Source organism: Bacillus sp. PDNC022 (assembly GCF_016919285.1).
In the GTDB taxonomy this organism is placed as follows: Bacteria; Bacillota; Bacilli; order Bacillales; family Bacillaceae; genus Bacillus; species Bacillus safensis.
This window is the reverse complement of record NZ_CP070345.1, coordinates 1,615,322-1,636,787: the sequence shown is the minus strand read 5'-3', so window position 1 is coordinate 1,636,787 and position 21,466 is coordinate 1,615,322. Positions and strand designations below refer to the sequence as shown.

Genomic DNA, 21,466 nt, shown 5'->3' with positions numbered 1-21,466 from the left:
CAACCATATGAATTTCAATTTGAATGAAGCTTTAGATATGTTGAGTCGAACTCCTCACACGTTAGAAAGTCTTTTGTCCGGTTTATCGAAGGATTGGCTTCACAGCCGTGAAGGGGAGGGAACGTGGAATCCGAATGAAGTCATTGAGCATTTGATTGAAGCAGAAAAATTTAACTGGATTCCTCGATTAAATGTGATTCTTGCTGATGGAGAGAATACACCATTTCCTGCGTTTGACCGCTACTCTCATTTGAACCAATCTGAAAGACAGATAGAACAAGCACTATCTGAGTTTCATCATGTGCGGATGGAGAATGTGGCATACATTCAACGCATGACACAATCAGGCCTTGATTTAGAGAAAAAGGGCGTCCATCCGGAGTTTGGAGTCGTGAAAGTGAGCGAATTATTCTCTGCGTGGGTTGTCCATGACTTCACTCATATGTCCCAGATTGTTCGGGTCATGGCGGAACGATATCGAACCGATGTGGGCCCGTGGAGCGCTTATTTAGGGATTTTGAATAGGAGATAAATGTTTAATGACGCCTAGCGGCCCACTCAGATTGAAGCATGGCATATTGATATTCATCTACCCAATGTCCCTTAGACATATAATTTTGCAGCAAATGTCCTTCGCGTCTCATTTCTAAACGTTCCAGCACTCGAATGGATTTTTCGTTGCGCACATCTGTAAAGGCAATGATTTTATGTTTGTTCAATGTCATAAAAATATATTCGAAGATTGAACTGAGAGCTTCGTGAATATAGCCCATTCCTTGGTATTCAGGCGCGAGGGTAAAACCTATTTCGATGATTCTAGGCTCACTATCTAGTGTATGGATGGCGCAATCTCCTATCAGCTGATTGGACTCAGATAAGGCAATAGCATATTGAAACCATGTCCCCGGTTGATTAGGTTTTTGTGTCATTTGATGTTGAACAAAAGATTCGGCATCTTCGTATGTGTAGTTTTCCCAGGATTGAAATTTTGCTATAGAAGGATTTGCTCGATATTGATAAAATGCTTCAATATCCTGTCTATCAAATTGGCGAATAACAACCCGGTTTGTTCTTGTAAATATGCTGTTTGCATTCTTCATGTGTTTACCTCACTTTTTAGTTTGTTCTTGATTTGAAAAAGTCTATCAGCCATTCAGATAGCTGCTGTTGTGCTTTGCTGACAAATCGATCTGCATAATAAATTAATTCTAAGTGACGGACAGGTGCTGGCTCAGCAATAGGAATCGAAACAATATTGGGCCACGTCGAATGTTGTTTTAGTAATCCTCTTGGCTGAATGGTTGCACCGATTCCCGCTTCAACCAGCTGCAATAGCGAAAACGCCGACCCAACCTCCATGGCAGTGTCCAGTTCAACACCCTGTTCTTTACATACGTTATCTACTAAATCCCTTCCTAGATATCCCTTCGGATACATGACCAACGCATGCTGAGTCAGCTCTTCTAATGTCACTTCACTCTTTTGGGCCAAATCACTTTCTGAATGAACAAATAATTCGTAGGGCTCACTACCAAGTGGAATTTGAACGAGACGCTTATCCGCAGGCCCTCGAAGTCCGATGCCGAGATCTACTTTATGCGAAAGGACTTCGTCACGAACGAAGATATTTGAATATGCCTTCAGATTGGTTTCGGGATAAAGTGTTTTAAATTCTACAAAAAGTGGCACCAGCTGAAAATCAAGATCGGATGGGAGTACTGCGAGACGAACGGTTCCTCGTTTTTCTGATAATAGTTCTTTCATCGCATTTTTTGCATCTCTTTCAGCTTGAAGCATTTTCATGCCATATTGATAAAGCAGCGAACCAGCTTCGGTAGCAACGACTTTTTTGCCGATTCGATCAAAGAGCGGCATCCCAACTTCTGCTTCAAGCAATCGAATTTGCTGGCTAAGTGTAGGCTGTGATATGCCTAGCTGCTCAGCAGCCTTTGTAAAATGCAAATGATTGAATACAGCCATAAAATAGGTAATATGCCGGGTATCCATTTGTCCTCCTTTTATAAATGATAGTCTTTTCCTATCATCATAATACGATTTATTGTATTGATCAATGAATGAAGCAGATTTATACTCAAAGTAACCTTAACAAGATGAGAGAGAAAGAAGGGTATTGATGAAAAAAATATATTATTTAGCCGCTTTATTTTTAGCGGCATTAAACTTACGTCCGATCATTACTTCCGTGGCTTCTATGATGAGCATGATCCAATCAGAGCTTGGCGTAAACGCACTGACAGCAAGTCTTTTGACCACTTTGCCTGTCCTTTGTATGGGAATATTTGCTCCTGTTGCAACGATACTTAGCCGGCGGTTTGGTTTAGAGAGAACGCTGTTTTTCTCAATTCTTCTTATCACGATTGCCACCGCACTGCGTGGTACAAGCCAATCGGTTGCTATCCTGCTCATGACTGCGTTTGCAGGAGGGGTAGGGATTAGCTTCGCGGGTCCTTTATTGTCTAGTTTTATTAAAAAATATTTCCCGAGAAATCCCGGTATCGTCAGTGTGTATTCAATTTCGATGACGATAGGTGCAGCGCTCGCTTCCGGCTTTACCATTCCGATTTATCTGCGCAGTCAGCATCACCTCACGTTTGCGTTGTCCTGCTGGGCTATTCTAGGGGTGATTGCCCTTATTCTATGGGTCGGTTTAGTTCGCAAAAATGAGCAGAGTGATCATCTAACCTTGCCATTAAAATTGCCGCTGAGAAACAAAAAAGCCATTCAATTCACCTTGTTCTTTGGCTTTATGTCCAGTATGTTTTATTCTTTGACGGCATGGATTTCACCGATCGCTCTTAGCTTTGGAAACAGTCCGCAATATGCTGCCATGCTTCTGACCATATTTACACTCATTCAGATTCCGGTGGCACTACTCGTTCCAGCAGTCGTTACTCGATTAGGAAAACCGAAATTATTTCTCATCTTATGCAGTCTGTCTGAACTCATTGGTCTTATCTTTCTTCTTCTGCCAATGCCGATCTTGCCAGCCGTCATTTTCCTCGGTATGGGTGCCGGAGGGTTATTTCCTTTAGCGCTTATGCTCCCAATTATGGAGACGAGCACTCCGGAGGAAGCCGGAACATGGTCCGCGATGTCGCAGATGGGCGGGTACATCGTGGGTGGATTCGGTCCGTTTTTCATTGGCTTGGTTTTTGATCTAAGCGGACATTTTTATGCTTCCATTGTGGCAATGCTTGTCATCGTCATGCTGATGATTGGCGTTCAGTTATCCATGAATCTCGGTAAAAAGCGCGAAGTAGAATCCAATTGAGGATAAATTGACCGGCGCTTTTATATGATTGCTCAATTGAAATCGCCATAGCCTATTCCTAAATAAATAGGCTATGGCGATTATTTTTTTAGAGCTGCACTTGAACCATTTATCGTGCAAGATATTTTTCAACTTTTCGGGTGGCCGTTTCTGCAGCTTCCATGATCATTTCACCTAATGTTGGGTGAGGGTGAATCGTCATTGCTAAATCTTCTGCTGTAGCGCCAATTTCTATAGAGAGAGCTAGTTCTGATATAAGAGTAGATGCTTCAGCACCTACGATTTGTGCCCCTAGAATAAGACCAGATTCAGCATGGGCGACAATCTTCACAAAACCTTCTGGTTCTTTTAATGCAAGCGCTCGGCCATTAATGGAGAACATTGTTTTCCCAATGACAGTCGGAATGGATTGTTGCTTGCAATCCGTTTCGCTTAGTCCAACACTCGCCAATTCTGGGCTGGAAAAAACAACAAGTGGGATCGCTTTATAATCTATAATAGAAGGTTTACCAGCGATTGCCTCTGCTGCAACCTTCGCTTCATAGGAAGCTTTATGAGCCAGAGCAGGACCCTCTGTGATATCACCAATCGCATATATGTGCGGGATGGACGTTCTGCATTGTTCATCAATTTCAATACGTCCGTGAGGGAGAATAGACAACCCGATAGAATCAAGACCTAATGTTCCATCTGTATTCGGTTTTCTTCCAACAGTAATTAGGGCATATTCCGCTTTCACCGTGTAGCTTTCTTTCTGTTTCTCATAATGAAGATCAATTCCGCTCATATGCTGCTCGGCATCTGTGACGTTTGCTCCTGTAATCAGCGTGATGTTATCTTCTTTCAATTGACGAACGACAGGCGAGACAAGTTCACTTTCAAAACCAGGCAATACTTGATTGCCGCCTTCCAAGATGGTGACTTTTGTTCCAAATCTTGCAAACATCTGCCCTAGTTCAACACCAATATACCCGCCCCCAACTACGACAAGGCTTTTAGGGATCTCGGGAAGGGAGAGTGCTTCAGTGGAAGACAATATACGACCTCCGAAAGGGAGTGATTTAATTTCAATTGGATGGGAGCCGGTTGCTAGTATAAGGTGTTTGAAGTTGATTCGCTTTTCACCTTTTTCGGAATGTTGAATGACCGCTGTATGCTGATCGATCAAGCTTGCCTCGCCTTCCAGTATGGTAACTCCCGCTGACTTTAACAAAAATTGTACGCCTCCCGCTTGTTTTTCCACGACAGCTTTTTTGAACGCTTGAGCTTCATTGAAAGAGCCGCCTTCTTGAGAACCACCCCATTGTGTGCGGAGTTTGAACCGCTCTGCTTCTGCTATTAGCGCCTTAGAAGGGATACAGCCTACATGGGTGCATACTCCACCTAACTGATCACGCTCTACAACCGCTGTCTTCATGCCGAGATGAACTGAACGTAATGCAGCCACGTAGCCTCCCGGACCTGATCCAATTACTAATGTATCTACTGTTTCTAAATAAATCATTTCTTGCACCTCCAACCTCAAAATATGATAACCATAATATATTATAGTCATCATATTTTGGCGAAGTCAATTCCATTTGAGTGAGGAAAGATGGTTTCCAGTCAATTGACACATGATAATATGATGAATATAATATTTTGATAAATACACTTAGAAAGAGTTAAAGTGAAGGAGGGGAGTAAGAAAATGCCTTATCCGAAAGGTCATAAGTCAAAAGTGAGAGAGCAAATCATTGCAAGTGCTGCACGAGCATTTCGAACAAATGGCATTCGTAATATTAGTTTGCCATTTATTATGAAAGGGGCAGGTCTAACTCATGGAGGGTTTTATGCTCACTTTAAGAACAAGGATCAGTTGGTCATAGAGACTTTTCATTTTGCTATTACTGATACGATCAAGCTGCTGCAAAGTGTTGCAGACAAGAAAGCAGACCAGCCTCGAATTCAGACGATCATTGAATTTTATTTAAGTTCCGTTCACCGTGATCAGACGGAGGTCGGTTGTATACTGCCTGCGCTCGCAGGGGAGATTTCTCAATTATCGCATGAGGTACGAAAAGCCTATACAGATGAATTGAAACGATTTATGATGTTTATAGCTGATGCAGGAAACATAGATCTCTCTAAGAGTTACGCACTAGTAAGCAGCATGATTGGTACAATTGCCCTTGCACGAGCGGTCAATGATTCGCAGTTCAGTGATCAATTGTTATTGGCAGGCAGAACACAGGCAAAATACATTCTAAAAACATAGGGGATGTTGCGATGTTGATTAGAGAAGCAAGCATAGAAGATTATCCAGAATTAAGACAAATCTATTTAGAATCCCGACGCCAGAGCTTTCACTGGTTCAATCCAGAAGAACTCAATCTGCAAGATTTTGATCAAGATACGCAGGAAGAGCAAATTTTCTTAGCTGAGGAAAACAACAAAATCCTCGGATTCATCTCGCTCTATGTACCAGATCGTTTTATTCACCTCTTGTTTGTACATCCAGAAGCTGCTGGTCAAGGGGCAGGGGATCTGCTGCTCAAACAAGCGATAAAAGTTTTGGGAACACCGGTCACCCTCAAATGCGTCTCCGAAAATCACAAAGCTTTATCTTTTTATCAAAAAAGAGGCTGGAAGGCTGTTGTAGAAGAAGGAGAACCTGGGGCGGAATACTGGGTGCTTATTTATGAATAGAAGTCTTTTTATCTTATCACTCAGGGGGCCCTTTATAGGGCTTTTTTGCGGTTTCTTTTCGGTGTCGAATGGTTCATAAAATGATAATATATGTCATTATAGGGAAAATAGAGGAAGGGGGAAAGGGCTGATGGAGAAAGTGCTTTCTTCTCACGTCGGTTTGAAAATCAATGAATGGTATTATCATATTCAAAGATTTAACGTACCAGACGCCGAAGCAAATAAAGAGGAAAATCAATGCTTGATCATATGGAAGAAAATCAAGATTTATTATTGTATTTCTCACTCATGGAGTTCAGACATAAATTAATGCTTGATTACTTGAATCCTTTAGAAAATGGGAAAGAGCGGGCCAACTTCAAGGAGCTCGCAATGAAGATCAAAAGGGACCAAGAGAAATTAACAGGATTACTCGAGTATTACTTCAATTTTTTCTACGGCATGTATGAATTTGAAAACTATGAATACCTAAATGCGATTACCTTCTATAAACGGGCAGAAAAAAAGCTGTCTCTTGTCAGTGACGATATTGAACGGGCCGAGTTCAATTACAAGATGGCTGAAATCTATTACCACATGAAACAAACCCACATGTCCATGCACCATATCGCACAGGCGATAGAATGTTATCGAGAAAAAGATACATACACTGTAAGAGAAATACAATGTTCTTTTGTGATCGGATTAAACTATATAGATATGGGCTGCCCCGAAAAAGCAATACCCCATTTTCAACACGCACTAGAAAAAGCCGCCGACAACTCAACGAAACGATTAAAAGGATCAGCACTCTATAATTTAGGGTTGAGTTATTTTCATCACAATGAAATAGCCCAAGCAATTATTCATTTTAATGACTCAATTCGAGCATTTAGAGAGCAGGGATACGAACATTTAAATAGAATATTAGACCCGCTCATTATGTTGTCAAAAGCCTACTTCAAAAAGAAAGAACAGGATTTAGGTATATATGCTTTAAATAACGGCATAGAACTATCTGAAAAGCTGAAAGATCATGTGCTGTTATTGATATTCAAATTTTTAAGATCACTATACGTTGAAAACAATTTTGAGCAGTTGGAAAAGATAATGGAATTGCTAGAAATAAAGTCAATGTATCCTGATCTTGAAGATTTAGCCAAAGATGCTGCAAAATATTATAATGAAATGGGAGATAAAGACAATGCGATGCTTTTTTACGAGAAAATTCTTTATTTCCAAACTCAAGTGAAACGGGGGGACTGTCAGTATGAAATTTAAAACGTTATCAGTCGTATTTGTGATGATCAGTGTCATCAGTATTGTTGGTTATTTTACATCTGAAGTGACAGCAAGTCATGATGAAGCTAGGAGAGGTCATACTGCAAGTATCGGTTATACTGCTTAAATAAAAAGCCCTTAAAGGGCTTTTTATTTTAAGACGGAATATATGCTATGAATAAAGAATATTTTTTCCATAGAAAAGATATTGAGGAGGAAGTAAAGTGAGAATGTTAAAATCAACATTATTTCGAAGGATTTTCATTATATCTTTTGCTTTAACCTTTATGATTAGCCTGTTCAATATGGCTGTGTTCCCAGGGACGCCAGCGTCTTACTATGTTGGCCTGGTTTGTAAGATGTTGTTTATCAGTTTGTTAAATGGTTTGTTTTTTGGAACAATCAGCTATTTGATTGGCGTCTTTCTCGGTGCTAAATCTTCAAAGGAAAATCAATAACAAGTGAGCGGCTAAAGTCCATTCTTTTTTATTTGAAAAATTTGATATCTTATGAAAGAGAAAATGAGATTACTTCATGTATGAGCTAGATCGCAAGTCCTACATATGTATTTTCCATCATACATTACATTATTTTTAATATCCTACTGCATTATATTTTAAAGGATGTTACCGTTGATTGTAAGGAATGATTGGCCAGTCTTCCAATAAAAATTGGAGGGAAATCATGAATTATAAAATTGAAATATTAATGAATATGAAAATGGTGTATATGAGAAATATCGGATCATATGGCAGCAAAGAGAACTTTGAGATGATGAAGAGATTTAAGAAATGGATCAAACAACATCATTTAAATGATGAATTAAAGGAATATGGTATATATGGTGTTCCTAAAGATGATCCTGGAAAAATTCCATCAGAAAAATGCAGATACGACCTCATGCTTATGACAAATAGAGATTTCTCAAATGATCAAATGGTTCAGACTGGTCATTTTGAAGGAGGAAAGTATGCTGTGTTTACTGTGACACATACAACTGAAAAAGTGAATTTGTTTTGGAGCCAATTGCCTCAAATGATCCAAAACAATCAATTGAACATTCGGCATGTACCTATTATAGAGCGATATAGAGAAGAAGAAGGAGTGTGTGAGTTCTTACTGCCTATCTTTTAAACACTTTATTGAACTTCAATGAAAACAGACCTCTTATGGTCTGTTTTCATGAATATGATATGTGTAAATATTCTAGGACTCGCTCCTTTAAATAACGATACTGATCCTCATTCGTATCTTGAAATGCTTCTTCTCGATTTGAAGGTACATCCATATAAACGATTTCATCAGAGAATTGTGAAGAAGTAAAGTCGATTCTTGTTCCATTCACTACGTTGTAAAAGTGCCATCCATTGGGTAATGCAGTTTTGTTTATTTTTCCGCCTAGAAGATCATGTACGACTAAAGAAGTGACGCCACATTGTCCGTTTGCCGGGTTGTCTTTACTCCATTTTGAGCTAGATTGAGAAGACCATGCTTTAAAAAGAGCATCAATGATTTCGCCTGTCGTGTAGAGGTTCATCATAAAAATCCTTTCTATTTAAAAAGTGAAATGAATGTAGTATCTGTTTAGTATATAGTAGATTTTTTTTCAATCAAAATCTAGATGCTATACTATGGCTAAACCAATATAACAATGAAAATTCATGACAGGAGGAGCTTGGTGTGGTATTCATCATAGGTATTGTAATCGCTTATATTGTTGCTATTTTAGGCTTTACTGTTTTCGTAGATGTAGGGAATGGGTTGGGAACGGCTCTCAGCATCATCGGGGGAATGGTCATTTTATTCATAGCTGGTAGACTACAAAGACAAAAAGAAAAGAATGATCCAAACATATTATTAGATAAAATGATGATGCTTTTTCAAGAAGACGGTTTTCAGGCATCAACATACATCTTTTCACAAAATGTTGATAAAGGTTTTGCGATTGATGATGAGCGAAAGGTAATGCGCTTTATTACACATCAACCTGGCGGCTCATCTCGAAAATTCAGGTTTGAAGTCACTGAGCTTTCCTTGAAAGAGTTAAAACAAGTTGACATGTTAGAAGATGGTGTACCTATTGAACAATCTACTGAGAGTGATAATAATGAAGAGATCTCGACACTTGAATTAAGATTAACTATGAATGATCAGGAATCATCAACGATCACGATCACCTTCCTGAAATTTGATGTGCCAGTTCGTAAGAGTGACGCCGAATATTTGACTGAACGAGAAAATCTGGAAGAAATTTATCATGAAATTGATTCAATGATGAAATCTGCGGATTAATGAAATGACTGTTCATAAAGAAGAAATCAACATTTGAGGTGGTTTCTTTTTTTATGTCAATCAAGACAAAGCTGGTTCAGTCATTGCGGTTGAATGTTTTCTTCAAAAATGAATAAAGATAGACTAGACACGAAAACGAACATTGATATCGAAATGACTGGAGGAAACATAAATGCAAAAGCTTTGCAGGGAAGTCTGGATCGAGGTCAATCTTGACGCGATTAAAAGAAATATCGAAGCCATTCAAGCGCATATTCCAAGGAAAAGCAAGATCATGGCTGTCGTGAAGGCGAATGCTTATGGACACGGTTCAGTGGAGGTTGCGCGGCAGGCATTAGAAAGCGGTGCGACAGAGCTTGCAGTTGCCAGCTTAGAAGAAGGCATTGTATTGCGGAGAGCAAAAATTGAAGCACCGATTCTGGTCCTTGGATTTACTCCGCTCGACTGTGTGAAAAGGGCTGCAGCTTGGAGAATTGATCTCTCCGGCCTTCGAGAAGACTGGATTGTTCAAGCAAATGAGATCTTAGCGGAAGAAGAAAGTCAGCATCGCCTAGGGATTCATGTCAATGTCGATACGGGAATGGGACGATTAGGTGTCCGGACAAAGGAAGAGTTGTTAGCAGTGGTGGAGGCGCTTGAAGAGAGTGAAAACCTGAGGTGGGATGGAATATTTACGCATTTCTCGACTGCGGATGAGCCTGACCCTGATTTCACACTGCTGCAGCACAGCATTTTTATTGATTTTCTTCGTTTCTTAAAAAAACAAGGCATTACACTACCGACAGTACATATGAACAATACAGCGGCTGCCATCGCATTTCCTGAATTTAGCGCAGATATGATTCGGCTCGGCATCGGGCTATATGGACTGTACCCCTCGCAATACATCGAGAGTTTAGACGCTGTTAAGCTGGAGCCCGCTCTCAGTTTAAAAGCAAGAATTGCGTTCGTGAAGGAAATGGTGACTAAGCCAAGAACCGTCAGTTATGGAGCAACCTATGTAGCAAAGCCTGATGAAGTTATTGCGACCATACCGATAGGTTACGCAGATGGGTACTCACGTGCCTTATCCAATCGAGGATTTATGCTTTTCCGCGGAAAACGAATGCCGATTGCTGGCCGAGTCACAATGGATATGACCATGATCAGTTTAGGAGAAATGAAAGCAAAGCAAGGCGAGGAAGTCGTTATTTACGGCCGTCAAAAGGGCGGAGAAATTTCTGTCGACGAAATCGCTGAAATGCTCAATACAATCAATTACGAAGTCATCGCCACCTTAAGCCGCCGCGTCCCAAGATTTTACCGTCGCGGCGGGAAGATTATTAAAATATCGACACCGGTGATGTATGTGTGAGCTCAATTTAAGCAGACTGCAAAATTCGATTAGCCCCCTTTACATGGCAAGGGGGCTAACTTTCACGACTTAAGCACGATACTCTTTATCTAAAATAAGGATTGGTTTAATCGTAGATCCATTTTTAGAATCTTCAAAGGCTTGTTCAATATCTTCTAATTCGTAGAATTTTGCTAGTTTCTCAACTGGGAATTGTCCATTTTTAAAGAACTTCACTAGTTTAGGAATAAGTAGTTGTGGAACGGCATCCCCTTCTATCACACCTTTTAACGTGAGAGCATTGATCATTAGGTCATTTGTTACATTAAATGTTAAATCCCGCTTTCCTACTGCTACTGTTGCACAAGTCCCTTTGACACGCAGGCAATGAAGGGCAGCTAGAGTGACTTCTGGTACACCAGTTGTTTCAAATGAGTAATGTGCACCTTTGCCTTCTGTTATTTCCTTAATTTTTTCAGCTGGATTCTCATGCTTGCTGTTGATGATATGTGTTGCACCTAATTCTTTTGCTAACTCAAGGCGGCTATCATGAATATCAACGGCAATAATCGGATCACAGCCAGCGATTTTTGCTGCCATTAACCCACTTAAACCAACAGCCCCTGTACCGAACACTACAAAGCTTGTACCTGGTGCTGGAGCAAGTGAATTTAAGACCGTACCGCTCCCGGTCATTAAGCCACATCCGAATGGGCCTAAATAACGTAAATCGGTTTCTTTGTCTACTTTCACCACATTTTTCTCATCAACCGTGGCATATGTACCAAATGACGATTGACCAAAAAATTGCGATACATCTTGGTGATCATGTGTATGAAGTGGCGTTTCATTATGCTTATTACGACCAGAGAAATTCAAAGGCATCATGTTCTCACATCCACCTGCGTTCCCATCTAGACAATTATGACAATGACCACAATAAGCGAAGCCTAGTACAACGTGGTCTCCTTCTTGAACGGTTGTGACATTAGAACCTGCTTTGACTACAATGCCAGAGCCTTCATGTCCTAATACAGCAGGACGTGGGACAGGAAGCGTTCCATCTAATACTGTCGCATCAGTATGACAGACGCCAGATGCAACAATTTTGACAAGCACTTCATCTGCTTTTGGGTCATCTAGTAATAACGTTTGTTTCTCGAAATCTTTTTCATTTGTTGTGACCATCGCTTGAATTTCCATATCATGTGCCCTCACTTTGTATAGTATAATATTCAATAAAGTTAGATCAAATGTCACAAAAAATTCATTTCTTTATGACTAAGTTGATTGTAGGACGAAAGATTTTTCGTTTCAATCAGCAAAAAAACTTTTTTGTATAGGTTTTCAACACACAGGAATTTATGTATCTCTAATCAACATTTTTTAAAAAGTGTCTAAAGGAGGGGCCAATGATCAAAAAAGAGGATCGCCGTGTTGAGCGAACAAAAGAAACACTTCGGCAAACATTCAAAATACTAGTAAAAGAAAAAGGATATTCGCACGTAAAAGTAAAGGATATTGTGGAAAATGCAAACTATAATCGGACGACGTTTTATGTGCATTATGAAAGTAAAGATGAACTAGCAGCAGATTTTATTTATCGAGAAATGGAAGATTTCGAATATGAATTTTGTAAGCCGACTCGTGAAAATCCCCTGTTAGACTTAACTCGCATGAAACCAGAGGGCACCTATGTATTTCAATATATCGTCGAAAATCGCGACTATTATGATTTATTAGTTATGGAAGACCGCATCCCGCAAATACAAGAACAATTGCTTAAGAAAATACAATACATCTTCCAAAATAGAATGTCGTTTGTAAGTGATCATTATGCAGAAATCAACGACAGTTATTTTATCCAATATCGTTCATACGGCATCTTTGGTTTTATCATTGAATGGATTAGAAATGACTACAATGCGTCCCCCTCTGAAATGGCACGCCGCATTATCAATTTATTATATAATCAATCCTCACTCATGATTGAGCTGAATGGCGATGAACCGATTATTAAAACGTAATGCTTAGAACATATCTTCATCACACAACATATTTAGATGATTGAATGAATGATTTTTGATGTTGATTAATTGATTTATTGAATGAGAATGAAGCCCTTAAAGTTGCATTGAAGAAGATGTAAAATTATATTTTTGCATTTGAGGTATTCATGTGCTTTATCGAATTAAGAATTTAAGCTTTTTGTAGTAAGCCGGAGAGGTCTTCATTTGCGTTCATCGAAAGATATGTTCAGAGAGAAAAATACAGATAAATTTGATATATGTAGAAAGATAATAATAGGAATGTGTGCATTCTGAATTTATGATGGGGCACAATCGTAAAATTTAAATATTATTACAAATATGTCGATAAAAGGAGGGATATTTAAATATGGAGGAAAGAAACGATGAAAAAAGGTTTATTCTTAGTACTTTTGACCATTTTTATGATGGTAACAATTCATCCGTTAAAAGCTCATGCTGCTGAAACAAATGGGTGGACGACGCGAGCGGACTTACCGGAAGAGAGACTTCATTCTAGTTCCGCAGTAGTAGATGGGAAGATTTTTGTTTTTGGGGGAAGTAGTGAAAAATCATCTAGTAATAAAAATACCTACATGTATGATCCTCACAAAAATGAGTGGAGCTCAAAAGCAGATATGCCTAGAAAAAGAACAGATAGCACGGCAGTGGCTATAGGTAAGAAAATATACGTCATTGGAGGTGCATACCGAGAGAGCGAAAATACGATTGATATTTATGATGCAGAATCCGATAAATGGTCGGAAAAACCAATCTTAATACCAAGTTCTGCTGTGACAAATGGAGATATTATTGCGACTGAAGAAAACGATAAAATTTATATTCTTGCAACGAATAAAAGTCCTTATCAAGAACATAATTTTTATAGTTATGATACAAAAACGGATAAATGGCAACAATTAAAAATGTTTCCACAGCAATTTACGGGAATGTCTATGTCAGAAGTTATTAACAATAAAATTTATGTCACAGGTGGGGAAAGAACAGTTAGTAATCATAAAAATGCCCAAGTATATGAATATAGCATTGAAACAAATCAATGGGTACAAACAAAATCACAATTGAAGTTTTATCAACTAGGGGCTGCATTTACAACATATCAGGGGAAATTGTTTATGGCTGGCGGTCAGTATGACGATGACAGGTCTAGCATAATCTCACCTTATACACAATATTATGATGTTAAGTCTAATTCTGTGAAAAAAAGTATAAGCAAATTGCCTGAAGCTAGAGTGGGATCAAGTGCTGTAACACTTGATGGTACGATATATATCATAGGTGGAAGGAATTTCAAAGAATATTATCATTCAAAATCGATTAAAAGTGATTACAAATCAGTGATCTCTATTTCATTAAAAGATTTGCAAATTGCTGAAGGTGAAACCAAGCCAGATGATGGCACAACCGAAGAACCGAAAGATCAGGACGGGACAAATCCTGGTGATGGTTCAACCGAAGAACCGAAAGATCAGGACGGGACAAATCCTGGTGATGGCACAACCGAAGAACCGAAAGATCAGGACGGGACAAATCCTGGTGATGGTTCAACCGAAGAACCGAAAGATCAGGACGGGACAAATCCTGGTGATGGTTCAACCGAAGAACCGAAAGATCAGGACGGGACAAATCCTGGTGATGGTTCAACTGAAGAACCAAAAGATCAGGACGGGACAAATCCTGGTGAAGAAGCAACAAAAGGTATACTTTCAATTACGATGATAAATGGGCTTCAAAAGGATTATTTGCTTTCAATGAAAGAAATCAACGATTTTCTTAACTGGTATAAAGAAAGAAGCTTTGGAATTGGGATGAACTTTTATGAAATCAATGATGAACACAATAAAGGTCCTTTCACAAGTAAGAAGGATTACGTCGTGTACCAAAATATCTTAATGTTTGATATCAAACAATACTAATATTCATAAATTGTAAAGCTGCTGATAATAGATCAGCAGCTTTTATTTTGATAAAATTGTTAAAATTAGGATCAACGTCATGAAAAAAATGCGGTATTTTTTTTAAAATCTGCTAAACATCCTATAAACACATCCGATAATAGAATTGTCAGGGTTGATAAGCCCTAGAATAAAGGACTTTTTTCAGACAAGGACGTCTGTCAGGTCCCACATACATGGAGGTAATAGGAAATGAGAATCAACCACAATATCGCAGCACTTAACACATTAAACCGTTTGTCTGCAAACAACGGTGCGAGCCAAAAGAACATGGAGAAACTTTCTTCTGGTCTTAAAATCAACCGTGCAGGAGATGACGCAGCAGGTCTTGCAATCTCTGAAAAAATGCGTGGACAAATCCGCGGATTAGAAATGGCTTCTAAAAACGCACAAGACGGCATCTCTCTTATCCAAACAGCTGAAGGTGCATTGACTGAAACTCACTCAATCCTTCAACGTGTACGTGAGCTAGTGGTACAAGCTGGAAATACTGGTACTCAACAAGATGAGGACCTATCTGCAATTAAAGATGAAATGGATGCATTAATTCAAGAGGTTGATGGGATTTCTGATCGTACAGAATTTAATGGTAAAAAATTGTTAAATGGTACTTTTAAAGCACCAGCAGACCCTGCTAACCCAACTGCTACTGATAAGTCTTTAGTATTCCAAATCGGTGCAAACGCAACTCAACAAATTTCAGTCAATATTGAAAAGATGGGTGCTGATGCACTAGGTACAGATGCTACTTTAAATGTTAAATCTTTAGATGTCACTAAATTTGCTAATACTGCACCTGATGCAGCTGGTGGTTATGATGCACAATTGAAAATTGTTGACGATGCAATTACACAAGTATCATCTCAACGTTCTAAACTTGGTGCAGTTCAAAACCGTCTAGAGCACACAATCAACAACCTTGGTGCTTCTGGTGAAAACTTAACAGCTGCTGAGTCTCGTATCCGTGACGTTGACATGGCGAAAGAAATGAGTGAGTTCACTAAGAACAACATTCTTTCTCAAGCTTCTCAAGCGATGCTTGCACAAGCGAACCAACAGCCACAAAACGTACTTCAATTACTACGTTAATGACAGGCCCCTTTATGGGGCTTTTTTTTATGCTTTTTTCTTCATGTTTTCTCCAGTCTTATGATTCTTAAATCCCTCTGATAAATCATGAAAAATGACCTTTAAATTTGGCATACTCTAGCGAAACGATCATAGTGAATGAGACTTTATTCTTATTTATTCCTTTTTTGTTAAACATATTCCAGTAAAGTTCGATAAATGGATTGTAAGGCTTACAAAAAAATTCTAATTTAGAACTTTTGGATATGGACGTCCAATTGGTTCAAACACACGGAGGTCATTTAACATGAGAATTAACCACAATATCGCAGCACTTAACACACTGAACCGTTTGTCTGCCAACAATGGTGCAGGACAAAAGAACATGGAAAAGCTTTCTTCTGGACTTCGTATCAACCGTGCAGGAGATGACGCAGCAGGTCTTGCAATCTCTGAAAAAATGCGTGGACAAATCCGCGGATTAGAAATGGCATCTAAAAACGCACAAGATGGTATTTCTCTTATTCAAACTGCTGAAGGTGCATTAACTGAAACTCATGCGATTCTTCAACGTATGCGTGAGTTGACAGTTCAAGCGGGTAACGTTGGGACTCAACAAACAGAAGATTTAACAGCTATTCAAGAAGAACTCGATGCTTTGGTTGAGGAAATTGATGGTATTTCTCAGCGTACAGCATTTAACGGAAAGCAACTGTTGGATGGTACTGTTGAGGATGGATTCCAATTTCAAATTGGAGCGAACATTGAGCAAAATATCAATGTAAAGATTGGTAAAATGGACGCTGAAACATTGACTGTCAAAGATATTAAAGTAAATGAAGAAGGCTTTAACTTTGACACCGAAGTAGCAAAAATTGATGAAGCGATCGGCGCTGTATCTAAACAGCGTTCAGCTCTTGGTGCAGTCCAAAACCGTCTAGAGCACACAATCAACAACCTTGGTGCTTCTGGTGAAAACTTAACAGCTGCTGAGTCTCGTATTCGTGACGTTGACATGGCGAAAGAAATGAGTGAGTTCACTAAGAACAACATTCTTTCTCAAGCATCTCAAGCAATGTTAGCTCAAGCAAACCAGCAGCCGCAAAACGTACTTCAATTATTACGTTAATGAAAAAGCCCCTTAAAGGGGCTTTTTTTGATTCAATTTAATGACAGCAAGTGCTCTAGACGAAAGTCAGGAACCGCTTCATGGAAAAAAGCTCGGTTGCCTTCATCGTTCTTTTGATCCCATTGCTTCCACCATTCGGCGGTTTCTCCTGAGGTGTCAGCTTGAATCATGTCGTGCAGCTGTTCTAAGTTGATGATTTCTCTCGGTTCTGTTAAGAAAGAATGCATCCGGTGATACGCCTCAAGACATTCAGGCTGTTTTGTGACAATGGCGTATTGTACGTAGCGATTTAAAAATTCCTGTACGAATGTCAAGTGGGGGATGGTTGCTTCTCCTTTCAACTCGACGCCGTCCCACGCCATATCAGCAATGGCACAAAGCCACCATCCAAGTTCACTCGCTTGCTGCATTTGTTGTAATGTGTCCTTTTCAAAAGATAGCCGCTCATTTTTTTGTGCTTGTTTGAGCATACGGTCAAGTGTTTGTGCTTCAATGGCAGCTTTTGTCATGCCCTGACCATGAATAGGATCTAACGTACACAAGGCATCACCCATCACCAATAATCCACTTGGCCAATCCTGCATTTGTTCATAGTGATGTTTTACGCAAGAAGGGACTCTAAATCCTTTTGGTTTTGTAAAGGGCGTTAAATGGGTGATGGCTTCTGCTATTGCGGGATGGGTCAGTGCAGCGGTTTCTGAATCAAATTGAGCATCATCCGTTGTTGGATAATGCGACCCGCCAGCTGCAGAAAGAAGAACAGCGACTAAATCATGATCTACCCGTTCAAACAGTCCTGTTGGGATTTGTTTATGAGGCTGTCCAACTACGACCATTGATTGCATGTACGGCGCACCTGGTGGTATTTGATAGTATCTTGTGCTGTATCCTAGAAACACACCTAACTCATCAGTCTGTGGTAAGGTGAGTCCAGCGTCTTTCAGCCATTTTGGCAACTTGGACATTCTTCCAGACGTATCAATTACTAAGTCTGCTTTTATTTCATGAATGCTTCCAGGCTTTACTTGCCGGTCCTTCACGATGAGCCCCATGACTTGATTTGTTCCTTCTTTAAACTGGAGCGAGATGGCTTCATGTTTTTCTAAAAACTGCACATGGTCCTCTTTTACCATTCTTTGCATCAGCACCCACTCTAGCATCGCGCGTCTTGTGACGGCAGTTTCTTCTGTATCAGTGAGCGTTAACTCGCCATCTTTTGTGATAAATCGAGAGGTTTGATCCCTTGTATTAAATCCGCCCATTGCCAGTAACTCTTTTGTATAACCAGGGAATAGACGTTCAACAATTTGCTTGCCAAGTGGCAGCATTCTATGTGGATGAAAGGCTTGAGGAGTGCCAAGACGATTCTCAGGAGAGTCTGGCAGTTCATCCTTTTCAATAATTAAGACTTGATCATAAAACGTTGATAAAACTTTTGCAGCGAGCATTCCGGTGATACTTCCGCCAATGACGATTGCCCGCTCATATTTCATGGGTTGTGTCACAACATGCGCCTCCAATGAATACACAAAATGGTTACATGACCATTTCATCATATGTTGATTCGTTAATTATAGCAAATTTGCGATTTGTTGAATATAGAAAGGAAATGACCTGCTTTTTACTCATAAATATGAAGAATTTCTTCAATCATCATCATTATTTTTAAAAAGTAACTATTAATTTAAGAAGAACGACCGATAAACTATATAAGGGGGTAGAGAAATTGGATATACTACAGAGTATTGTGACAGCAGCACCTTATATGATGCAGATTTTAAAAAATGAAGTGACGATCGGTGTTATTGATCGAGAGAAATTCTTGCTGTATTTGCCATCGAAAGATGTTGATTTTCAAATTAGTGCTGGAGAACCCATTAAACCAGATGATTTAAATATGAAAAAAGCGCTCAGAGGTGAAACATCAAGTACGTTTGTACCTGAATCGGTCTATGGAATACCATTAAATGCAATGGGTTTGCCAATTTTTGATGAAAATCAACAGGTTATTGGTGCACTCGCTTTAGGTTTTCCGATTAAAAATCAATTAGAGCTTGAAGCGTATATGGAGTCATTAAATAACATCATTCAAAGTATTCAAGAAAAGGTGCATGTGGTGGCGGCGCATTCAGAGGAGCTTTCTGCGACAAGTGAGGAAATGACTTTACAAACGCAGCAAACACTTGAAAGCTCGAAAAAAACATCCGATATTACAAAAATGATTAAAGGTATTTCGAAACAGACGAGTTTGCTAGGATTGAATGCGTCAATCGAAGCAGCCAGGGCAGGAAAAGAGGGTGCTGGTTTTAGTGTTGTAGCAAGTGAGGTTCAAAAGCTTTCAAGTGAAACTTCACGTGCAACAGAAAACATCGAAAGCTCACTGCAAGGGATTTCCTCTAATATACATACATTACTTGAGAGTATGGGTCATATGAAAGGTTCATCAGCAGAGCAAGCTTTACTTGTGACAGAGTTTAGCGAGATCGTGGAACGATTGACGATCGTAAGTAAAGAAATGAAAGAATTCATGCAGCATGTGATGTCAACGTAAAAAACGAATCCAAGAGGATTCGTTTTTTGATGCCTATTTTCTCTTGTTCCGATCAAAGCGATAATCGTATGTTTCTCCCTTTACCACATTTAAAAATTCATGCCCAATTTGAACAAGCTGTCCATTTTTCCATTTAATTAGGGGGTCTTTATCAGGGTATTTCCAGTAAATCGTTTTCTTTCGGTGGGTGAGTTTGTTTTCAATTTCTGCTCTAACTGCGTTCTCCTTTAGTTTCCCTCCGCTATGACGGTAGGTATTGATGATATATGTTCCGTCAGGTGATGTCATCGAACGGATAAAGGTTCCGTGAGATACGCCTTGAAGAGAAAAGCACTTCCAGTAAATGATGCCAGCGAAGCTAAGGCATAAGATGACAAGGGTGATGGTGGTTTTCTTCTTTAACATGAATTCCTCCAGATATAGATCACAATATTTCTAATTTATGAGAGAGAATGCAAAAAGATTCATATAGTCCAAAAGTTCTATTCATTTCAATTATCGGTTATTTTTTCTCAAAATTCAACAGATAGCCGTAAAGATAAGGAAAATTTAAGGATGTTTCATATCGATAGATCTTTCGAAATCCCTTTACAAAAGAATTTGAGATCAGTAGACTTATGCTCATATAAAGAAATGGAGCAGATGACATGAGGCAAATTATCGATACGTATCAAAGTTATGAAGAGCTTTCCGCTCATGAAAGAAAAGGAATCGATTATCAAATTCTTCACGAGCGGAAAGGTGACCAGCTTTTGGTTTTGTCCCCTCATGCTGGAGGAATTGAATCTGGCGTGAGTGAGCTTATTCATGAAATCGCAAGTGATCATTCTATGTATTTATTTGAAGGCCTTAAGGTGAAAGGCAATCATGTGCTTCACATTACAAGCACACGTTTCGATGAGCCGGTCTGCCTTTCTCAAGTGCATACCCATCATTACACGTTTGCGCTCCATGGCTACGGGGAAACGGAGGTGCTTCAAACATTAGTGGGCGGGACAGACAGAGAAAAAGCGGCAGAAACAGTGAAACGTTTAACGCTTAATGGATTTCCCGCAGTGCTGCTATCTGAATCTGATCGTTATTCTGGAACACATCCAGACAATATTAATAATCAATGTCTGACCGGAAAAAGTGTACAACTTGAAATCAGTCAGGCGCAAAGAAGAGCATTCTTTCAAGATTTCAGACGGCGCTATCGACGTGAAACACAAAATGAGCAATTTTATCGGTACACAAATGTACTCAAGCAATTATTAAACCTTTATGAATAACCTCACGTTTGATAAACAGCTTCTTTTTCCGCGACCTTTTCGGATTTCATTAAATAAGAGGTAAACTCTTGTTGGAAGCGAATGCCTGCTTTCCTCTGTTCGAATAAGGCAAGCCGCTTTTCAGCGAAAGCCCAGGTGACATGAAATGTTTGCGCAATGTGCAAAATGGCTTGCTGCCGAAGGCTTGGAAGCTTCATTTGCATCAGCATAAAGGTCGGTACACAAAAGTGATACATGAATTGTTTTGCCTGAAACTCTTGCAGTTCTCGAAAGAGTTTGTGCATCTTGAAATGATTACCTGCATGCTTCAGCACATGACAGAGCTCGTGAGCAAAATCCTGCCATTGTTCCTCTGAAGATAAAGATCTGTTTAATATAATACTGTAAAGACCTTGATGCTTGATCATCATGCTGCCAGTATCCTCATAGTGTACCCATACATGAAATTCAGAAGCGATCCTTTGCATGTCTCTATAAGCAGGACCGCTTATTTGTAATTTGGCATATAACCGCTTAATCTCTTCTTCTAAATGGGTTAAAAAACCAGTCATTTAAAAACCTCCAAGCAAACGTATGTTC

The 21,466-nt window shown here is 39.4% G+C and carries 23 protein-coding genes and 1 pseudogene; 16 read left to right on the top strand and 8 right to left on the bottom strand.

Annotated features, from left to right (window positions below; translation table 11 throughout):
• Positions 1–7 precede the first annotated feature (7 nt).
• On the top strand, positions 8–532 hold the full coding sequence (locus JVX94_RS08550; protein ID WP_205185275.1) for a DinB family protein: 525 nt from the start codon (positions 8–10) through the stop codon (positions 530–532).
• A gap of 4 nt (positions 533–536) precedes the next feature.
• Here JVX94_RS08550 and JVX94_RS08545 read toward each other — a convergent pair whose 3' ends face one another.
• On the bottom strand, positions 537–1,100 hold the full coding sequence (locus JVX94_RS08545) for a GNAT family N-acetyltransferase (protein WP_205185273.1): 564 nt from the start codon (positions 1,098–1,100) through the stop codon (positions 537–539).
• Positions 1,101–1,116: 16 nt separating this feature from the next.
• A complete protein-coding gene (locus JVX94_RS08540; protein ID WP_205185271.1) occupies positions 1,117–2,007 on the bottom strand; it encodes a LysR family transcriptional regulator in 891 nt (296 codons plus the stop codon).
• A gap of 127 nt (positions 2,008–2,134) precedes the next feature.
• On the opposite strand from JVX94_RS08540, the gene JVX94_RS08535 reads away from it, so the two are divergent.
• Complete coding sequence (locus tag JVX94_RS08535) at positions 2,135–3,292, top strand: MFS transporter (protein ID WP_095408247.1); 1,158 nt, start codon at positions 2,135–2,137, stop codon at positions 3,290–3,292.
• 109 nt (positions 3,293–3,401) lie between these two features.
• Here JVX94_RS08535 and lpdA read toward each other — a convergent pair whose 3' ends face one another.
• Complete coding sequence (gene lpdA, locus JVX94_RS08530) at positions 3,402–4,796, bottom strand: dihydrolipoyl dehydrogenase (RefSeq protein WP_205185269.1); 1,395 nt, start codon at positions 4,794–4,796, stop codon at positions 3,402–3,404.
• Between the two features lie 186 nt (positions 4,797–4,982).
• Between lpdA and JVX94_RS08525 the strand changes: the two genes are divergently transcribed.
• The 6 genes and pseudogenes from JVX94_RS08525 (at position 4,983) to JVX94_RS08500 (ending at position 8,374) form a co-directional block, all read left to right on the top strand.
• Entirely contained in the window at positions 4,983–5,549 is a 567-nt protein-coding gene (locus JVX94_RS08525; RefSeq protein ID WP_205185267.1) for a TetR/AcrR family transcriptional regulator, read from the top strand.
• Positions 5,550–5,560: 11 nt separating this feature from the next.
• A complete protein-coding gene (locus tag JVX94_RS08520; RefSeq protein ID WP_205185264.1) occupies positions 5,561–5,980 on the top strand; it encodes a GNAT family N-acetyltransferase in 420 nt (139 codons plus the stop codon).
• A gap of 130 nt (positions 5,981–6,110) precedes the next feature.
• A pseudogene (locus JVX94_RS08515) lies at positions 6,111–7,240 on the top strand (response regulator aspartate phosphatase).
• Positions 7,230–7,367 (top strand): aspartate phosphatase, encoded by a 138-nt coding sequence (locus tag JVX94_RS08510; protein ID WP_095408252.1) that lies wholly within the window; start codon positions 7,230–7,232, stop codon positions 7,365–7,367. The pseudogene JVX94_RS08515 and the gene JVX94_RS08510 overlap by 11 nt, the downstream one beginning before the upstream one ends.
• A gap of 97 nt (positions 7,368–7,464) precedes the next feature.
• Positions 7,465–7,698, top strand: a complete 234-nt coding sequence (locus JVX94_RS08505) for a hypothetical protein (protein ID WP_197198400.1) — start codon at positions 7,465–7,467, stop codon at positions 7,696–7,698.
• Positions 7,699–7,924: 226 nt separating this feature from the next.
• Positions 7,925–8,374 carry a GyrI-like domain-containing protein gene (locus JVX94_RS08500; protein WP_205185263.1) on the top strand — a complete coding sequence of 150 codons (450 nt, stop codon included), beginning with the start codon at positions 7,925–7,927 and terminating at the stop codon, positions 8,372–8,374.
• A gap of 46 nt (positions 8,375–8,420) precedes the next feature.
• Here the strand turns inward: JVX94_RS08500 and JVX94_RS08495 are convergent, their stop codons facing one another.
• Positions 8,421–8,777, bottom strand: a complete 357-nt coding sequence (locus JVX94_RS08495; RefSeq protein WP_205185260.1) for a YunG family protein — start codon at positions 8,775–8,777, stop codon at positions 8,421–8,423.
• 143 nt (positions 8,778–8,920) lie between these two features.
• On the opposite strand from JVX94_RS08495, the gene JVX94_RS08490 reads away from it, so the two are divergent.
• Together JVX94_RS08490 and alr are read left to right on the top strand one after the other, a co-directional pair.
• The gene (locus JVX94_RS08490; protein ID WP_144485448.1) at positions 8,921–9,532 is read left to right on the top strand and encodes a hypothetical protein; all 612 of its coding nucleotides are present in this window, start codon (positions 8,921–8,923) and stop codon (positions 9,530–9,532) included.
• A 172-nt stretch (positions 9,533–9,704) separates the two neighbouring features.
• A complete protein-coding gene (gene alr / locus JVX94_RS08485; protein ID WP_205185258.1) occupies positions 9,705–10,886 on the top strand; it encodes an alanine racemase in 1,182 nt (393 codons plus the stop codon).
• Positions 10,887–10,955: 69 nt separating this feature from the next.
• On the opposite strand, the gene JVX94_RS08480 is transcribed toward alr, so the two are convergent.
• Positions 10,956–12,068 carry an NAD(P)-dependent alcohol dehydrogenase gene (locus tag JVX94_RS08480; RefSeq protein ID WP_048238578.1) on the bottom strand — a complete coding sequence of 371 codons (1,113 nt, stop codon included), beginning with the start codon at positions 12,066–12,068 and terminating at the stop codon, positions 10,956–10,958.
• A 209-nt stretch (positions 12,069–12,277) separates the two neighbouring features.
• On the opposite strand from JVX94_RS08480, the gene JVX94_RS08475 reads away from it, so the two are divergent.
• The 4 genes from JVX94_RS08475 to hag (JVX94_RS08460) all read left to right on the top strand — a co-directional run bounded on the left by JVX94_RS08475 (position 12,278) and on the right by hag (JVX94_RS08460) (position 17,065).
• A complete protein-coding gene (locus tag JVX94_RS08475) occupies positions 12,278–12,892 on the top strand; it encodes a TetR/AcrR family transcriptional regulator (protein WP_205185256.1) in 615 nt (204 codons plus the stop codon).
• 386 nt (positions 12,893–13,278) lie between these two features.
• The gene (locus JVX94_RS08470; protein ID WP_205185253.1) at positions 13,279–14,829 is read left to right on the top strand and encodes a Kelch repeat-containing protein; all 1,551 of its coding nucleotides are present in this window, start codon (positions 13,279–13,281) and stop codon (positions 14,827–14,829) included.
• Positions 14,830–15,060: 231 nt separating this feature from the next.
• A complete protein-coding gene (gene hag / locus JVX94_RS08465; protein WP_205185251.1) occupies positions 15,061–15,957 on the top strand; it encodes a flagellin Hag in 897 nt (298 codons plus the stop codon).
• A 286-nt stretch (positions 15,958–16,243) separates the two neighbouring features.
• Complete coding sequence (gene hag / locus JVX94_RS08460) at positions 16,244–17,065, top strand: flagellin Hag (protein ID WP_205185248.1); 822 nt, start codon at positions 16,244–16,246, stop codon at positions 17,063–17,065.
• Between the two features lie 32 nt (positions 17,066–17,097).
• Here the strand turns inward: hag (JVX94_RS08460) and JVX94_RS08455 are convergent, their stop codons facing one another.
• The gene (locus JVX94_RS08455) at positions 17,098–18,570 is read right to left on the bottom strand and encodes an NAD(P)/FAD-dependent oxidoreductase (RefSeq protein ID WP_205185237.1); all 1,473 of its coding nucleotides are present in this window, start codon (positions 18,568–18,570) and stop codon (positions 17,098–17,100) included.
• A 221-nt stretch (positions 18,571–18,791) separates the two neighbouring features.
• On the opposite strand from JVX94_RS08455, the gene JVX94_RS08450 reads away from it, so the two are divergent.
• Positions 18,792–19,616: a methyl-accepting chemotaxis protein gene (locus tag JVX94_RS08450; protein WP_205185235.1), complete on the top strand. Its 825-nt coding sequence runs from the start codon at positions 18,792–18,794 to the stop codon at positions 19,614–19,616.
• A gap of 33 nt (positions 19,617–19,649) precedes the next feature.
• On the opposite strand, the gene JVX94_RS08445 is transcribed toward JVX94_RS08450, so the two are convergent.
• Complete coding sequence (locus tag JVX94_RS08445; protein ID WP_197197764.1) at positions 19,650–20,021, bottom strand: DUF5412 domain-containing protein; 372 nt, start codon at positions 20,019–20,021, stop codon at positions 19,650–19,652.
• Between the two features lie 242 nt (positions 20,022–20,263).
• Here JVX94_RS08445 and JVX94_RS08440 point away from each other — a divergent pair, with 242 nt between their 5' ends.
• The gene (locus JVX94_RS08440; protein ID WP_144485045.1) at positions 20,264–20,887 is read left to right on the top strand and encodes a poly-gamma-glutamate hydrolase family protein; all 624 of its coding nucleotides are present in this window, start codon (positions 20,264–20,266) and stop codon (positions 20,885–20,887) included.
• 2 nt (positions 20,888–20,889) lie between these two features.
• Here JVX94_RS08440 and JVX94_RS08435 read toward each other — a convergent pair whose 3' ends face one another.
• The gene (locus tag JVX94_RS08435; protein WP_205185233.1) at positions 20,890–21,438 is read right to left on the bottom strand and encodes an ImmA/IrrE family metallo-endopeptidase; all 549 of its coding nucleotides are present in this window, start codon (positions 21,436–21,438) and stop codon (positions 20,890–20,892) included.
• Positions 21,439–21,466 lie beyond the last annotated feature (28 nt).

Excerpts from the sequence above, each read along its gene's own strand:
- JVX94_RS08500 (WP_205185263.1), top strand. The coding sequence starts at position 7,925 with ATGAATTATAAAATTGAAATATTAATGAATATGAAAATGGTGTATATG.
- JVX94_RS08435 (WP_205185233.1), bottom strand. The coding sequence starts at position 21,438 with ATGACTGGTTTTTTAACCCATTTAGAAGAAGAGATTAAGCGGTTATAT.
- lpdA (WP_205185269.1), bottom strand. The coding sequence starts at position 4,796 with ATGATTTATTTAGAAACAGTAGATACATTAGTAATTGGATCAGGTCCG.
- JVX94_RS08470 (WP_205185253.1), top strand. The coding sequence starts at position 13,279 with ATGAAAAAAGGTTTATTCTTAGTACTTTTGACCATTTTTATGATGGTA.
- JVX94_RS08540 (WP_205185271.1), bottom strand. The coding sequence starts at position 2,007 with ATGGATACCCGGCATATTACCTATTTTATGGCTGTATTCAATCATTTG.
- JVX94_RS08440 (WP_144485045.1), top strand. The coding sequence starts at position 20,264 with ATGAGGCAAATTATCGATACGTATCAAAGTTATGAAGAGCTTTCCGCT.
- alr (WP_205185258.1), top strand. The coding sequence starts at position 9,705 with ATGCAAAAGCTTTGCAGGGAAGTCTGGATCGAGGTCAATCTTGACGCG.
- JVX94_RS08480 (WP_048238578.1), bottom strand. The coding sequence starts at position 12,068 with ATGGAAATTCAAGCGATGGTCACAACAAATGAAAAAGATTTCGAGAAA.
- JVX94_RS08550 (WP_205185275.1), top strand. The coding sequence starts at position 8 with ATGAATTTCAATTTGAATGAAGCTTTAGATATGTTGAGTCGAACTCCT.
- JVX94_RS08520 (WP_205185264.1), top strand. The coding sequence starts at position 5,561 with ATGTTGATTAGAGAAGCAAGCATAGAAGATTATCCAGAATTAAGACAA.
- JVX94_RS08545 (WP_205185273.1), bottom strand. The coding sequence starts at position 1,100 with ATGAAGAATGCAAACAGCATATTTACAAGAACAAACCGGGTTGTTATT.
- JVX94_RS08525 (WP_205185267.1), top strand. The coding sequence starts at position 4,983 with ATGCCTTATCCGAAAGGTCATAAGTCAAAAGTGAGAGAGCAAATCATT.
- hag (WP_205185251.1), top strand. The coding sequence starts at position 15,061 with ATGAGAATCAACCACAATATCGCAGCACTTAACACATTAAACCGTTTG.
- JVX94_RS08445 (WP_197197764.1), bottom strand. The coding sequence starts at position 20,021 with ATGTTAAAGAAGAAAACCACCATCACCCTTGTCATCTTATGCCTTAGC.
- JVX94_RS08510 (WP_095408252.1), top strand. The coding sequence starts at position 7,230 with ATGAAATTTAAAACGTTATCAGTCGTATTTGTGATGATCAGTGTCATC.
- hag (WP_205185248.1), top strand. The coding sequence starts at position 16,244 with ATGAGAATTAACCACAATATCGCAGCACTTAACACACTGAACCGTTTG.
- JVX94_RS08495 (WP_205185260.1), bottom strand. The coding sequence starts at position 8,777 with ATGAACCTCTACACGACAGGCGAAATCATTGATGCTCTTTTTAAAGCA.
- JVX94_RS08475 (WP_205185256.1), top strand. The coding sequence starts at position 12,278 with ATGATCAAAAAAGAGGATCGCCGTGTTGAGCGAACAAAAGAAACACTT.
- JVX94_RS08535 (WP_095408247.1), top strand. The coding sequence starts at position 2,135 with ATGAAAAAAATATATTATTTAGCCGCTTTATTTTTAGCGGCATTAAAC.